The 14680-nt window shown below is 71.1% G+C and carries 13 protein-coding genes; 6 read left to right on the top strand and 7 right to left on the bottom strand.

All coding sequences use genetic code 11. The annotated features are described in order from the left end of the window. Positions 1-54: 54 nt before the first annotated feature. Together OG943_RS32315 and mdlC are read right to left on the bottom strand one after the other, a co-directional pair. A complete protein-coding gene (locus tag OG943_RS32315; protein ID WP_328604698.1) occupies positions 55-1272 on the bottom strand; it encodes an acyl-CoA dehydrogenase family protein in 1218 nt (405 codons plus the stop codon). Positions 1273-1320: 48 nt separating this feature from the next. Further along, complete coding sequence (gene mdlC, locus OG943_RS32320; protein WP_328604699.1) at positions 1321-2910, bottom strand: benzoylformate decarboxylase; 1590 nt, start codon at positions 2908-2910, stop codon at positions 1321-1323. Positions 2911-3132: 222 nt separating this feature from the next. Between mdlC and OG943_RS32325 the strand changes: the two genes are divergently transcribed. From OG943_RS32325 to OG943_RS32340, 4 genes are read left to right on the top strand one after another with little or no spacing between them, the layout of a single operon-like run. Next, entirely contained in the window at positions 3133-3561 is a 429-nt protein-coding gene (locus OG943_RS32325) for a hypothetical protein (protein WP_328604700.1), read from the top strand. Continuing rightward, the gene (locus OG943_RS32330) at positions 3558-4139 is read left to right on the top strand and encodes a DUF3558 family protein (protein ID WP_328604701.1); all 582 of its coding nucleotides are present in this window, start codon (positions 3558-3560) and stop codon (positions 4137-4139) included. The genes OG943_RS32325 and OG943_RS32330 overlap by 4 nt, the downstream gene beginning before the upstream one ends. 4 nt (positions 4140-4143) lie before the next feature. Next, a complete protein-coding gene (locus OG943_RS32335; protein ID WP_328604702.1) occupies positions 4144-5340 on the top strand; it encodes a hypothetical protein in 1197 nt (398 codons plus the stop codon). Next, entirely contained in the window at positions 5340-6038 is a 699-nt protein-coding gene (locus OG943_RS32340; RefSeq protein ID WP_328612214.1) for an ESX secretion-associated protein EspG, read from the top strand. Before OG943_RS32335 ends, OG943_RS32340 begins: the two co-directional genes overlap by 1 nt. 60 nt (positions 6039-6098) lie before the next feature. On the opposite strand, the gene OG943_RS32345 is transcribed toward OG943_RS32340, so the two are convergent. Further along, complete coding sequence (locus OG943_RS32345; RefSeq protein WP_328604703.1) at positions 6099-7739, bottom strand: S53 family peptidase; 1641 nt, start codon at positions 7737-7739, stop codon at positions 6099-6101. Between the two features lie 397 nt (positions 7740-8136). Here OG943_RS32345 and OG943_RS32350 point away from each other — a divergent pair, with 397 nt between their 5' ends. Beyond that, positions 8137-8727, top strand: a complete 591-nt coding sequence (locus OG943_RS32350) for a sigma-70 family RNA polymerase sigma factor (RefSeq protein WP_328604704.1) — start codon at positions 8137-8139, stop codon at positions 8725-8727. On the opposite strand, the gene OG943_RS32355 is transcribed toward OG943_RS32350, so the two are convergent. The 4 genes from OG943_RS32355 to OG943_RS32370 form a co-directional block, all read right to left on the bottom strand. Further along, positions 8715-8876 carry a hypothetical protein gene (locus OG943_RS32355; RefSeq protein WP_328604705.1) on the bottom strand — a complete coding sequence of 54 codons (162 nt, stop codon included), beginning with the start codon at positions 8874-8876 and terminating at the stop codon, positions 8715-8717. The genes OG943_RS32350 and OG943_RS32355 overlap by 13 nt on opposite strands. A 168-nt stretch (positions 8877-9044) precedes the next feature. Next, positions 9045-9776: a GAF and ANTAR domain-containing protein gene (locus OG943_RS32360; RefSeq protein WP_328604706.1), complete on the bottom strand. Its 732-nt coding sequence runs from the start codon at positions 9774-9776 to the stop codon at positions 9045-9047. A 168-nt stretch (positions 9777-9944) separates the two neighbouring features. Continuing rightward, positions 9945-10622 (bottom strand): copper homeostasis protein CutC, encoded by a 678-nt coding sequence (locus OG943_RS32365; RefSeq protein ID WP_328604707.1) that lies wholly within the window; start codon positions 10620-10622, stop codon positions 9945-9947. A gap of 11 nt (positions 10623-10633) precedes the next feature. Further along, entirely contained in the window at positions 10634-13510 is a 2877-nt protein-coding gene (locus tag OG943_RS32370; RefSeq protein ID WP_328604708.1) for a sensor histidine kinase, read from the bottom strand. Positions 13511-13705: 195 nt separating this feature from the next. Between OG943_RS32370 and OG943_RS32375 the strand changes: the two genes are divergently transcribed. Then, positions 13706-14671, top strand: coding sequence for an ABC transporter substrate-binding protein (locus tag OG943_RS32375; RefSeq protein WP_328604709.1), 966 nt, complete (start codon positions 13706-13708; stop codon positions 14669-14671). Positions 14672-14680: the final 9 nt, after the last annotated feature.

Raw genomic sequence — 14680 nt, forward strand, 5'->3', positions numbered from 1 at the left:
TTAAGGCCTCCTTACCCGCGTCCTACGCGGGTAAGGAGGCCTTAACGGCGTTCTTCAGTCCTTGGCCCGCGAGTCGTGGCCCGTCTCGTCCGGGCTGATCTCCGGGAGGGTCCGCACGCCGAGCACGTTGGCGCCGACCAGCTTGCGCGTGGCCAGGTTGCCCATCGGCATGAAGGTGCTCGCCTGCACGTCACGCCACATGCGCTCGAACGGCAGCGCCTTGGTGTAGGACATGCCGCCCAGCACGTCCACGAGGCGCTGCATCACCTGCACGGCGTTGTTGGCGGCCACGTACTTCACCATCGAGCAGCGCGCGACGCCGTCCTGCACGTCGCCGGTGAACAGGCGGCGGCTCGTCACCTCTTCGGCGTGGCGGTGGATCAGGGCGCGGGAGGCCTCGATCAGGATCTGGCACTCCCCGATCACGTCCTGCAGCACCGGGTCGCCGGTCTTTCCGCGCTGCCGCAACGACTTCACGGTCCAATCCAGCGCGCCCGCCGCGACTCCCGTGTAGACGGCCGAGAACGCGGGCATCGCCCACGCCCACACGGTTTCCAGCACCCGCGCGTCGAGGTGCTTCACCGGCAGCGAGTGCACCACGGCCGTGTCCTCGACGAACACCTTGTCCAGCTCGACGTCGTTGCTCTGGGTGCCGCGCATGCCCATCGTGTTCCACGTCTGGTGGATCGTGACCCCGGGCTGGTCCAGCGCGATCTGGCAGAGCAGTAGCCGCGGGCCGCCGTCCGCGTCCTCGTAGCGCGCGGTGGTGGAGCAGTGCGTGGCGACGGCCGAGTTGGTCGCGAAGCTCTTGCGGCCGGTCAGCTCGAAGCCGCCGTCGACCTTCACGGCGGACGTCTTCGAGTCCGTCATGTCGTTGCGCAGGCCGGTTTCACTGGTGATCGAGGCCCAGATGAGGTCGCCTTCGCACGCCTTGCGCAGCAGCTCGGCCAGCCGCGGCGCCTTCGTGCGGCGCCAGACGCTCGCCCACTGCCCCAGCGGCGAGAGGTGCATGGTGAACGCCAGCGCCGTGGCGCCGTCGCCCATCGCCAGCCGCTCCAGCACCGGCAGGATCTCCGGCAGCCCGGCGCCGGAGCCGCCCAGCTCCTCCGGCACCGACAGGCGCAGGAAACCCGCTTCCCTCAGGTCTTCGTAGTTCTCGTGGGGGAAGGTGTTCTCGCGGTCGTGGACGGCGGCGCGCTCGGCGAACACGTCCGCGAGCTTTCCGGCCTGGTCGACGAGTTCCTGCTGTCCGGGAGTGAGTAGAGGCTGCACCCGAACATCCAAACAGCGTCACCCGGTCGGGTCAATGCGGCCGTGGCCTCAGTAGATGCTCTGGGGATTCGGGTCCACCTTGACGTGCACCAGGCTGGGCCCGGCCGTCGCCAGCGCGGCGGCGAGCGCGGGACGCAGGTCCTCGGCCTGTTCGACGGTGCTCGCCGCGCAGCCCATGCTCAGCGCCAGCTGCGCGAAGTCGATGCCGCCCAGCTCCGTGCCCGGCATCTTCCGCCCGCCCGCGTCCTCGCCGAGGATGCGCACGGCGGCGTACTGCGCGTTGTCGAGGATCACGAACGTCACCGGCACGTGCTCGCGCGCGGCCGTCCACAGGGCCTGCACGCAGTACATGCTGGAGCCGTCGCCCAGTACCGCGACCACCTTGCGGTCCGGCCGTCCCATGGCCGCGCCGACGGCCGCCGGCAGGCCGTAGCCGAGTGTCCCGCTCGCGACGGTGAGGAAGCCCGTGTCGGTGGCGGTGATCGGCAGGTGGTGATGCAGGCTGTTACGGTGGCTCGGCGTCTCCTCGACCAGGATCGTGTTGTCCGGCAACAGGTCCGCGACGACGGAGTAGGCGTAGTCCGGCGAGATCGGCGTGACCTCGGCGGGTTTGGCCGGCTTCGCGGGCTTGGCCGTGACGGGCCGGTCGGCCGGCTTGACCCGCTCGGCCAGCGCGCGGACGGCGAGCTTCGGCGTCGAGCGGATCCCGGTGCCGTTGCCGGCGCGCGCGAGGATCTGGTCGTCGTCGCTGATCAGGTACAGCGGCGGCAGCGAGAGGTCAGGCTCGCCGCGGTAGACGTGGTAGGTGAACGCGGGCGCGCCCAGCACCACGACCAGGTCGTGGGCCTTGAGCGCGTCGGCCACCGCGCGGCGTTCGGGCTGCAGGAAGCCGAGGAACAGCTCGTGGTCCTCGGGGAACGAGCAGCGTGACGACATCGGCGCGGCCCACACGCCGGCGCCGAGCTTCTCGGCGAGCGCCACGACGTCCGGCACGGCGCCGTCGCCGTCCACGCTCGCGCCGACCACCAGCGCGGGCCGCTCGGCGCTGTCGAGCGCGGCGGCGAGGGCGCTGAGCGCGTCCGGGTCGGGTGCGAAGCCGGGCACCCGGTGCCCGGACGGCAGCGGCATGGTCGCCTCGCGGTCCCAGTCGTCGACCGGGACCGAGACGAACACCGGACCCTGCGGCGCCTGCGTCGCGACGTGGTAGGCGTGCGCGATCGCGGCGGGCACGTCCTCGGCCCGCGCGGGCTCGATGCTCCACTTCACGTACGGCCGGGGGAAGTTCGCCGCTTCGACCGCCCCGAGGAACGGCTCGTCCGGCAGCAGCGACCGCGTCTGCTGCCCCGCCAGCACGATCAGCGGCGCCCGGTTGCGGAACGCGGTGAACACGTGCCCGAGCGAATGCCCCACCCCGCCCGCCGAGTGCAGGTTGACCAGCACCGGCTTGCGCGTGGCCTGCGCGTACCCGTCCGCCATCGCGACCACGGCCGACTCCTGCAGCCCGAGCACGTAGGTGAAGTCGTCGGGCCAGTCGGTGAGGAACGAGACCTCGGTGGTGCCGGGGTTGCCGAACACCGTGGTCAGGCCGAGGTTCCGGAGCAGCTCACGGGTTGCGTCGCGGACTGTGCGAGGTGGCATGGGGCCACGTTAGCCCGCCGGATTTCACCCGTGGACCACGGGCGTCTGCGGATGGCGGCGCCTCTCGTTGCGGAGGGCTGCGGAGCTGCACGTGCACCTGCAGGTCCCGATTCACATCCGTAATTCCTCCATATGCAGCAAATCAACAGAATGCGCACACAAACGCGAAGAGGTGTCCTATGCTGATCCATTCGGACGAGCTATCCGCCATGGGGAGGGCGAATGCAGCCGGATCCGATCACCAGCACGGTAGCCGAAACCGCTTTACCACTCAATTTGGCGGGCGGCCAATTTCAGGAAGTTTCCGGTCCGCCGGAACCGTTTCTGGACCCACTGAATCCTGGGCCCTCCGGGCACTTCGAAATCGACCCGGATGGGCTAGCGGCACAGGTCCGGGTGTTCGAAGACCTGCTCGATCGCAGTGCGACAGCAACACTCGCACTTCAGAGTTCCCTGCGCCAGCTGTCTTCGCCCTCGCCCGACGAGCCGGCGATCGAACACGCGAACGCGACGGGGAGATCCCTGGCCGAAGCCACCCGCAACTGCTCTCGCATCGACGAGTACCTGCACAGATTCGTCGACGCGCTCCGCAAGGCGAACGGAACGTACACCGTCGAAGACACCACGCTCGGGGAGTTGTTCAGAAAATGAGCAACGACGCGCACCGACGTTTCGGCATACCGATCCTCGTCGCGCTGGGCATCGTCGGCCTCGCCGCCTGCGGAGCACGGGAAATACCGGGATCCGGTTCCACCTCGCCCAGATTTCACCTGGTCACCGTCGACCACCCGCTTGACGTCAAGAGGTACAGCGACGACCCATGTCTGAGCCTCTCCGCAGAGCAGCGGGCCCGGTTCGGGGCGACGGCCCCGGGGCAGTCCCAGACCAGCGCCGGGTTACCCAGCTGCATGTGGCGATTCGGCTCCGCCGGCGCGACCCTGGGGTACGTCGTCTACGACACGAGCCCCACCGGCCTGGCCGGCCTCGATGCCCTGCACAAGGATCGCAATCCCCACGACTACTACATCCCCACTTCGATCGAGGGCTACCCGGCCGCGTACAACGCGTTCAACGGCGAGCGGGACATCGGCACCTGCGACCTTTCGGTCGCCACCTCGCCGACGGCGTACTTCACCACCTCGATCTCCTCGGCTCCCGGCGCGGACGGCTGCGCGGCGGCGAAGAACCTCGCCGCCGCCGTCATCGCAACGATCAGAGAGGGGGCCTGACCCGGTGTCCCTGACAGGTCAGCAGATCTACGAGAACTTCACTGGCGCGGCGGGCACCGACAACCTCGAACTGATCGCCGACACGCTCGACCAGGTGCTCAGCGAATACGATCGCCTCCACCAGGACGTCGCCGCCGCAGCCGGCAACCTGACCGCCTACTGGCAGGGGACCGCGAGCGACGCCGCGCGAGCCGGCGTGTCGCCGGCCGCCGACGCCTGCAACGAGGCCGGCGCGGGTATCGCGATGCTGAGCAGCCTCCTGCGCGAGCACATCGCCGACTTCCACAGTGTGCGGAACAAGGTCCGGCCCGTACCGGACGTCCCGCTGTTGCCGGGGTCATTCACGGAGATCACCACGCTCGGCGGCCAGGGGAACCACCTCGGCGAGGTCACCGCGGCGAACGAGGCGGCGCAGGCCAACGTCGAGGCGATGAACACGTGGGCCGAGCTGTCCCGCCGCAACGCCGCGCTGATGCCCACCGACTACCGGGCGCTCGCTCCCGGATATTTCGCCGTCCAGCAGGGCGGCGGCCAAGTTCCGGCCACTCCGCCGGAGACCGGAGCGCCCGTTGCCGTCCCGGGCCCTCGGTCAGCGGAGAACAGCCGCGAACCCGCGCACAGGGAATCCTTGGCGCAGAAAGGAGAATCTCCCGTTGAGTCTCCTGTGGACGGTGGGCGGCACGTCGCCGGAGCGCAGCGGCCCACAGCGTCGCCGGAAGGTATGGAGCCCGCGGGAAACGACAGCACCCGGACGTCGGCGAGTGCGATCGGCGCCCCAGCCCCCGGAGAACTCGCTCGGGAAGCCGTCCCGACCGGAAGCCCGGCGGGCGGTGAAGCCGGGAGCAGAGAGCTCAGCGGCAGGACCGCGGCTCCCCCACCGCAGCCAGGCCTCGTCCAGCTGCCGGGCAGTGACGGGCCGAAGGAGCCGGCCCGCGGTTCCGCCACCACACCGAAGGAACCAGGCCGAAATTCCGGCAGCGCAACTCAGCGAACGACGGCGCGGCCGGTGCGCGGCGCCGCCGCCACCGAGAAAGTCACCCAGCCCGGAGCCGTCGCCGGTACTCCGGGACGCGGTGAGCGGGAAGACGACACCGAGCACCAACGTAAGTACACCGTCGAGGAACGTGAGCTGTTCGACGACGCGAAGGCCGTCGATCCACGGACCGGGATGAAGGCGACGCCGCCGGTCATCGGGTTGTGATGGTGTGGTTCGGCGAGCCCGCGCGGTTCCGCGCGGAACGGCTCGCGGGCCTGGTCACCAGCCTCACCGGCGGGGAGCTGCACGCGGTGCTGGCGCCCCAGGCCGTGTGGCTGGACGATGCCGAGCGCGCCGCGGCCCGCCGCGAGGTGGCGGGCCTCGTCCGGCAGCACGGCGGAAAGCCGTTCGAAGGGGACGAGCCCGAGCTGGCCGAAGTGGCGACGCTGCTGTCCCGGCCGCCGGAGGCGCGGTTCGGCTGGCTCGGCGACACCGTCACCGGAGCGCGGCTCGGCGTGCTCGTCGCGGCCTCACGCTGGTTCCGGCTGATCGCCGTGCGCGACGGCGACGACGTGTTCGTCCGGACCTTCCGCGCCACCCGCCTCTCCTGGACCCTCGCCGACGTTCTGCCGGGCGGCACCAGGAAACCCGTCGGCGAGCCGGTCACCGTGCTCCGTACCGAGCCGGCGGACGACCCGCGCGTCCGGCGCTTCGCCACGCTGCCGCCGTCGATCGTGGCCGAGTTGTACGTCGAGGCCCGTCCGCCCGGCGGGCAGCACCGGCTCGGCGAGCCCCTGCGCGTCTACGACACCGCCGACGGCCGGTGGCTCGTCACCACCACCGCCGACGAGCTGACCCTGGCCCCCGCGGACAAACACGACGTCGCCCGCGCGCTGGAGACCGCGCGCCACGCACTCGGCTGAACCCAGGCCGAGGGCCCCTCTCCCGAAGGAAAGGGGCCCCTGGAACCTGGCGGAAAGCGATCAGCCGATCAGGCCCGAAAGCCCGGTGCCCTTGAAGGAGCCCCAGCCGGTGACCTGGTCGTAGCCCTTGCCGGCGGTGAAGCCGGTGGTGCCGTTGAAGGTGTTGTTGCCGGTGGTGACGTCGTTGAAGCCGGTGGCGTACGAGGTGCCGTTGCCGATGCTGTAGAAGGTCGGGTTCAGGTTGCCGAGGCCGCCGCCGTGGACCTGGTTCTGCAGCGTGGCGAAGCCCGCCCACAGCGGGGCCGCGCCCGAGGTGCCCCAGACGTTGCCGGTGGTCCCGCCGCTGACGATCGTGTAGGCCGAGCCCTGGGCCGCGTCACCCGCGACGTCCGGGACCTTGCGCTTCGTGGTGCTCTGCTTCGACTGCCAGGACGGGGCGTTGAACAGCGTCGAGATGCCGCCGCCGCCGGCGCCGCCCGAGGCACCGTCGTTCCAGGCCTTCTCGCTGCTGTAGCCGTTGGACGAGGTCACCGTCAGCTGGGTGCCGCCGACGCCGGAGACGTTCGGGCTCGACGCCGGGAAGTCGACGGCCTTCGCGTCGCTGCCGGTCTGGCGGGCGCAGTCGGTGGTGCCGTCGTCACCCGCGGCGGCGAAGTAGCTGATGCCCTCCGCGGTGCCGGACGCCAGCGCGGTGTTCACGCTGTTGGCCGCCGAGGAGCCCTCGGCCGCCTCGCACGAGCCCCACGAGATGGAGACGACCTTGACCTTCGCGTCGGAGGCGATCTTCTGGTACATCGCCAGCTCGCCGGCGTTGCTGTTCGGGGCCTCGTACACGTAGTCGTTGGCCGCGGCGGCCAGCGCGTGCACGACCTCGATGTCGAGGTCGACCTCGGTCTCGCCGTCACCGGGGCTGGAGTCGTAGTTGGCGCCGCTCACCGAGACCGTCGAGACGCTGCCGGCCTTCAGGCCGTACTTCGAGTCGTAGCTGGTGATGTCCGCCTTCTTGTAGCCGTCGAACTCGACGAAGCCGACGTTCACGCCCGCGCCGGTGGCCGAGAGGCCGCTGGTGGCGTAGGCGCTCTTGAGGATGGGCGGCGTCACGGCCTTGACCACGTGGGGCGCGGCCGCGGTGTCCGAGTGCTCCTTCACCGCGTGGTTGTCGAGGCCGACGACCGCGCCGACCACCGACGAGATGGAGGCGGGTAACGACGGGGCCGCGTCGTTGGCGAAAAACTTACGGCCGGTGACCTTGTCCAGGTAATTGCCGAGCCCGGTGTGGAACGTGGATTCCAGCTGTGCGGCCGAACCGGTGAAGTTGATCGCCTGACGGTTGCCGGAAACCTCGATTCCGGACGCACCGTTTTGTTTCAGGAATGAAACAGCCTTGCTCACATCCGCCTGCGTTGGGCCGAATGCCGCATTGAACTGAGCGGGCGTGAGGAAGCGGTGGTATTGCGGCGACGCCGGGTTCTGCACGTCGGAGAGGAACTGGTCCAGCGCCTGCTGGTTGTGGAGCTTCAACGACAGCGCCGCGGGGATCTGCTGGTCGGCTCCGACGTCGCCGGTGCGGTCGCTCTGGGTCAGCGGCGCGGCGTTGGCGGCCATCGTGACCAGCGGATCCGCGGTGGCGGCAGGGGCCAGGGAAAGGCACAGCAAGGCCGGCAGCGGTACCGCTGCGGCGACGAGCTTGCGCAAGCGCATGGCAATTCCTCTCGAACGGTGGGGGACCGCGCCGGCACACAATCAGGGCCCCGTGCGCCGGCACAGAGGGAGCATAAGAAATTCGTAAGCCGTCAAGGAACCTACTTTTGGCTGAGCTTTCCGTTGTTCATTTATGTGCCACCGCCGCAATTTCTGACGTTTTTGGCCACTACCGTTCCATAGCTCCTGAATCCGCCACCGGTTCGGGTATGTCGTAGTTGCCGGGCTTGCGGGCTTCACCCGCGACAGGGTGACGACATGGACATCCCGCTCCGGAAGGAGGATCGTTGCCGAAGGCTCGCGAAGCTCCCCCAGACCCCGGCTGTCGAGCGTGCTCTCCGCCCGGGGCATCCGGCTCCTGCGGCGATCACCGATTCGAACCCCGGGGCGGTTTTGGATGTCCACCGACGAGCGCGCGCCCGCGCCGCGTCTGGACACCCGCTTGGTCGTAGCCGCGATCGAGGGTGACCGGGCGGCGGTGGACCGGCTGCTCTCCGACCTGCGCCCGCTCGTGCTGCGGTACTGCCGCGGCCGGCTCGGCAGCAGCTTCGGCGCCGAGGACTGCGCGCAGGAGACGTTGGTGGCGGTACTGCTCGCGCTGCCGCACTACCGCTACGAGACCGACAGCTTCCTCTCGTTCGTCTTCGGCATCGCCGCGCACAAGGTCGCCGACATCTACCGGCGCCGCAGCCGCGACCTGTCCGAGCCGGTCGCGGACCCCGGCGACACCCGCGCCGGCAGCTCGCTGGCCGCGCCGGACGAATACGCGCGCACCGACGCGCGCCTGCAGATCGGGGAGCTGCTCAGCCATCTGCCGCCACTGCACCGCGATCTGCTGACGCTGCGGGTGATCCTCGGCTTCACGGCCGAGGAGACCGCGGAGGCACTGAACCTGCCGAGCGCCGTCGCCGTGCGGGTCGCCCAGCACCGGTCGCTGGCCAAGCTGCGGCAGCTGATGAAGGCCAAGACGGCGACTCAGTCCGAGTGAACGACCTTGGGCGCGGCCCCGCCCGTCGCGGGACGCTGCTCCCGCTTGGCCAGCAGGGCGCGCACGCCGGTCACCTGACGTTTCACGAGCGTCGGTGAGTCACGGCGGTCGACCCCCGCGGGGAACCCGAAATGAATGCGCACGCTCATGGCGCGCCTCCTGCACCTGCCGGTCGGACGTTTGACGCCGCCGGGGTCAGGGACGGAATACCCCACACGGTAACCGCGGGCGAGCTCCGGAGGTGCCCACGATCAGCGCGAAGCGGCGAAGACCAGCCCACCGGGCGAACCGATTCCGCCGGATGGACAGCCGGGCGCTCAGCGTCCGGCCGGTGGCACGAACAGCTCGCGCACCGTCGCCGACCGGGCGACGACCTCGGCGGCCACCTCGCTCAGTTTCCGGTTGTGGCTGCGCGCGTACCGGCGCAGCACGGCGAAGGCCTGGTCCATCTCCAGCGTGAGCCGCTCGGCGACGAACCCCTTGGCCTGCTCGATGATCACCCGGCTGCCGAGCGCCGTCTGCAGCTGCTCCACCAGGATCTCGTGGTGCCGGATCGTGCGCGCCTGCAGCAGCCCGATCGTCGCGACGTCGACCATCGCGCGGGCGGCCCGCAGGTCCTCGGCGACCAGCTCGCCGGGCACCGAGGAGAACAGGTTCAGCACCCCGATCACCTCGGTCCGCAGGCGCATCGGCAGGGCGTGCACGGCGCGGAAACCATGGTCCGCAGCGGCCGCGGCGAACCTCGGCCACTCTTCCGCCGACTCGGCCAGGTCGGCTTTCGTGACCTCCTGCCGGAGCCGGAAAGCGTCCAGGCAAGGCCCTTCGTCGCCTTGCAGCTGGAACAACTCCAGCAGCCGCACCCGCTCGTCCGAGCTGGCTACGAGCTGCAGCTCACCCGAGGCGTTCGCGAGCAGCAGCCCCGCCGCGTCGACGCCCAGCAACTCGACGCAGCGGCCGGAGAGCAGGTGCAGGAACTCGATGACGTCGAAGTCGTCGATCAGCGTGTCGGCCAGTTCGACGAACGTCTCCACGAGCCGCCCTTCAGCCACGCCGGCCGCCTCTCCTGGCTCGTGCCTCGGGCACAGCGGATCGGCCGGGTCCGGTGTTCATCGGGCTCCCCTTCGCAGGTGAAACGAAACCGCCGGGCGATCACATCGGCAGCGATACTCCGATCAGAAAGACCTCGATAACTCTAGAGCAATCCGGCCGCGGTCAGGTCACGCTTTGACCAGGTCAGCCCATTGGCGGACAGCGTCTACGTCCACAGTGGACTGCCAGCCGCCGGGGCGGACCGCGCTGCCGACGTGGAACCCGCGCACCCCGCCCGCGCGCAGCAGGTGCACCTGCTGCGCGCGCAGGCCGCCGCCGACGAGCAGCGCCGGGCCGTCCTCGCGGCGCGCGAGCCGCTGCAGCACGGACAGGCCGCTCCCCACGCCGGCCGGGTGGCCCGCCGCCAGCACGGTGTCGCAGCCCAGCTCGGCCAGCACGTCGAACGCGGCGATCGGGTCGCGCGAGCGGTCGATGGCGCGGTGGAAGGTCCAGGCCAGGCCGTCCAGCTCCTTCAGCAGCGAACGGCAGGCGTCGGCGTCGACCTCGTTGTCCTCGGTCAGGAAGCCGAACACGAACTCGCGCGCGCCGGCCTCCACCAGCTTCGCGGCGTCGGCCCGCAGCGCGTCGAGGTCACCGGCGGCGAAGGAGTTGGTGCCCCGCAGCATCACCCGCACGGGCAGGTCGGTGGCGGCGAGCACCTCGCGCACCGTCGTCTCCGAGGGGGTGAGCCCGTCGGACGCCATGTCGGCGACCAGTTCGAGACGGTCCGCCCCGCCCTCCTGCGCGCGCTGCGCGTCTTCGGCGCCCAGCGCGATCACTTCCAGCAGGGCGGTCTTCGAGCTCATGCCTCATCCGTTCAATCAGGGTGCGGGGTGTCGTCCCCCCGCGCGTGGCGACCGCGGCGGAACCCGCCTTGAAGGCTCGTCATCCGCTCGCGCACCGCTTCGGGGGAAAGCGAGAGTATCGGCCGCTGCTCCGGCACCCGCCCGGGGCCGTCCTCGACGTCCGAAACCCGCAGGAAGGGCCAGGTGTCCTCGGCCCCGTCCTCCTGCTCCAGCTCTTCGGGCGTCGGCCACTGCGGGTCCGCCTCCGGCGCCTGCGCGACAGCCGGGACGTCCGGTTCCTCCGTCGGGTACTGCGGCTCCTCGGCCGGGTACGCGGGCTCTTCGAACTCGGGGTACTCGGCTTCGGGGTACTGGGACTCGGGGTATTCGGGCTCGGGGTACTGGGGCTCGGGCTCGGCGACGCGGTGCTGGGACTCCGGCTCCGGGTCCGGCTCGGCAACGGGGAACGCCAGCTGCTCCGGCACCACCCTGGCATGCCGCGACGGCTCGGCCTCGGCGACGGGCGCGTCGTGCTCCGGCGCGATCGGCAGCGGGTCCAGGGGCGCGAACACCGGGACGTCCGGGGGCGGCGACACGGCGTCGAACCAGCGCGACAGCACGTCGCGGTAGGCGGGCATCCGCTCGGTGGGCGCGTCGAAGTCCAGGTGCGAGCGCTGTTCCGCGGCCGGCGGCCACGGCGGGGTGCTCTCCACCACCGGCGCGCGGCGCGGCGGCCCCGGCTCCAGCACCGGCGTGAGCAGAACCTCCTCCGGCTCGTCCGGCTCCGGCTCGGCGGCCGCCGGGGCCGACGGCGTCAGTGGGGTCAGCGGCGCGAGCGGGGCCAGCAGCTCCGGCACGGGCGCGGGCTCGGGCTCGGCGACGGGCGACGGCGGCGGGACCGGGACCGGAGCCGGGGCGGGCGCCGGGGCTTCGGCGATCAGCGCGGACGGCACCAGCACCGTCGCGCGCAGGCCGGTGCCCTCGGTGGGATGCAGGCGGACATCGATGTCGTGGCGCACGGCGAGCGTCGCCACCACGTACAGGCCCATCCGGCGGGAGACCTCGACGTCGACGTCCGGCGGGTCGGCCAGCCGCGCGTTCGTGCGGTCGATCTCGGCCTGCGGCATGCCGGCGCCCCGGTCGGTGATGTCGATCCGCCAGGCCCCGTCCGGCGTCCGGGCGCTTTCGACGGTGACGGTGGTGCGCTCGTCGGAGTAGCGCGTCGCGTTCTCCAGCAGCTCCGAAACGACGTGCACGAGGTCGTTCACGGCCTCGCCGCGCACCGCGAGCGCCGGGCCCGGGCCGAGCTCGATCCGCTGGTAGTGCTCGACCTCGCTGAGCGCGGCGCCGATGATCTCGTCGGCGACCACCGCGCCGGTGTCCTCGCGCACCAGGTCGGTGCCCGAGAGCACCAGCAGGTTCTCGCTGTTGCGCCGCATCCGCGTGGCCAGGTGGTCGAGCTCGAACAGGCCCGCGAGCGTGTCCGGGTCCTGCTCGTCGGCCTCCATGCGATCGAGCACGGACAGCTGCCGTTCGACGAGGTCCTGGCTCCGCTGCGAGAGGTTGACGAACATCGCGTTGACGTTTTCGCGCAGCATCGCCTGCTCGGCGGCGAGCCGCACCGCCTCGCCGTGCACGGCGTCGAACGCCCGCGCGACCTGGCCGACCTCCTCGCGCGTGAACACCGGCACGGGCGCGACGGCCGCGCGGTGCCGCATCTTCTCCGGCGCCGGGTCCGGGTCGGTGAGCAGCCGCTGCACGGCCTCGGGCAGCCGGTGGTCGGCGACCTCCAGCGCGGTCCGCCGCAGCACGCGCAGCGGCCGCAGCAGCGAGCGGGCGATGACCACCGACAGCACGCCGGCCACCAGCAGCACGGCCAGGACGATGCCGCCGTCCCAGATCGTGGACGCGCGGGCTTGGGCGGCCAGCGCGTCGGTCTGCTCCTGCAGCTGGACGAGCAGCGCCTCCTGCACCTGGTGCGCGAGGTTGACCGTGTAGGTGGCCGCGGTGTCCCACTGGCCCGCGTCGAGCCCGGCGAGCGACTGGCCGCTCTCGGTGCGGGTGAGCGCCGATTCGACCATGTCGTTGCCGATGTCCACGACCAGCCCGATCACTGTGTCGTCGTACATCCGCTGCTGGTCGGGGGTGGCGAAGGTGCGGTAGTCGTTGCGCGCGGCGGCCAGCTCGGCTTCGGCGCCCAGCAGCGCGCGCGTGCGGTCGCGGTTCAGGCTGCCTGCGGCGAGCGCCTCGGACATGATCGCGCGCTTGACCGACATCTGGTCCTTGATGCGCGCCAAGGCATTGCCGGCCAGGCGCAGCCGCGCGAGCTGCGGGTCCGAGACGTCGGCGGCGGCGGTGTCGCTGATGTCGAGCAGGCCGGAGATCAGCTCGCTGTACGACCGCAGCACGGCGTCGGCCGGGTAGGCGGAGTGCTCGGCGGAGAACCGCAGGCCGCCGAGCACCCGGAGCCGGTCGTCACTCTGCTGCAGGCTGCTGGCGGCGGAGGCGGCGAGCCGCGGCTTGCTGTCGGCCAGCGTCCGTTCGAAGGCGCCGATGGCCTGGTCCACGCGCGTCCGCTGGCCGGCCAGGTCGGCGGGATTGCCCTGCCGGTTGCCGGCCACGAACCGGACCGTGACGTCCCGCTCGCGCTGCAGCTGGTGCAGCACCTCGGCCACGGCGCTGTCCACCCGGCCGCGAGCGGCGAACTCGGCGAGCTGCTGGGCGTCGCGCAGGTCGCTGTTCACGCGGAGGCCGACCAGCACGACCACGGCCAGCGCCGGGATCAGCAGGACGGCGAAGAGCTTGGTGCGCAACCGCCAGTTGCGCAGCCGCCAGCGCCCCCCGACCTTCTGCTGGGCAGCGGGATCCGTCGCGTCGCCCTTACGGGGACGCTTGTCGCGACGGGTCACCTGGGCTTCCTTTTCACCGCGGGACCTCACCCACGGACGGCATCGGGTTTTCCAGCTCGAACCTACTGAAGGGTAGGTCGCCTCGGGCAGTTCGGGAAGCCATTCTGGCGGGGCCATGGCCCTGTCCGCGATGGTATGGGCAGCGGACCATAAGCTCCAGCATGATGAGCAGATTCTCTCGGTAGGTGAGAGCGGATGAACGTACGCGGACTGGCGTTGCCGCTGGTGGCGATCTTCCTGGCCACCAGCGGCTGCTCCCTGTTCACTTCCGGTGACTCAGCGCCGCCGCCGGCGCTGGAGCGGACCACCCTGCGCGTCGGCGTCGCGAACCCGATCGACACGGCGCCCCTGCGGATCGCCGTGGCCGCCGGGAAGTTCCGCGAAGCCGGGCTGAACGTAGACCTGGTGGAGCTGGGCACGAACGACGGGCTGGCGAAATTGACCTCCGGTCAACTGGACGTGACGTTCGGCAGCGACGTGTCGCTGTTCCGCGCCGCGAGCGCCGGCACCACGCTCCAGCTGCAGGGTGAGGCCTACGCCTCGGGCGACAACACCATCGCGCTGGTCACCCTCCCCGGCTCCGACTACACCGAGCCCACGGCCAAGAAGTCCCCGAAAATCGCGGTGGACACCCCGGACGACATCGGCGCGCTGACCGCGGGCTCCGTGCTCGCGACCGCCGGCGTCGACCGGGCCAAGATCCGCTACGTGCCGCGCCCGTTCGACCAGATGCCGCAGGCCCTGCAAGCCGGTGACGCCGACGCGGCGCTGATGGTCGAGCCGTTCATCACCCGCGCGGAAAAGGAGCTGGGCGCGCAGATCCTCGCCGACGGCTCCAGCGGCGCCACCCTGGACTTCCCGGCCTCGGGGTACGCCGCCACCGGCGCGTTCGCGCAGACGAACCCGCACGCGCTCGCCGCCTTCCGCCGCGTGCTCATGCAGGCCCAGCTGACCGCGGGCGACTCGGCGACGGTGCGCGACGCGCTGCCGACGTTCTCCGACATCGACGCGACCACGGCGGCGCTGATCTCACTCGGCACCTACCCGACGACGCTGTCCGCGACCCGGCTGCAGCGGGTCGCGGACCTGATGCACACCGCGGGACAGCTGACGAACCGGCTGGACGTGCAGGCGATGCTCCCGGAGGAAGACCAGCCGTAGGCTCCCCCG

The organism is Amycolatopsis sp. NBC_00345 (genome assembly GCF_036116635.1).
GTDB lineage: Bacteria > Actinomycetota > Actinomycetes > Mycobacteriales > Pseudonocardiaceae > Amycolatopsis.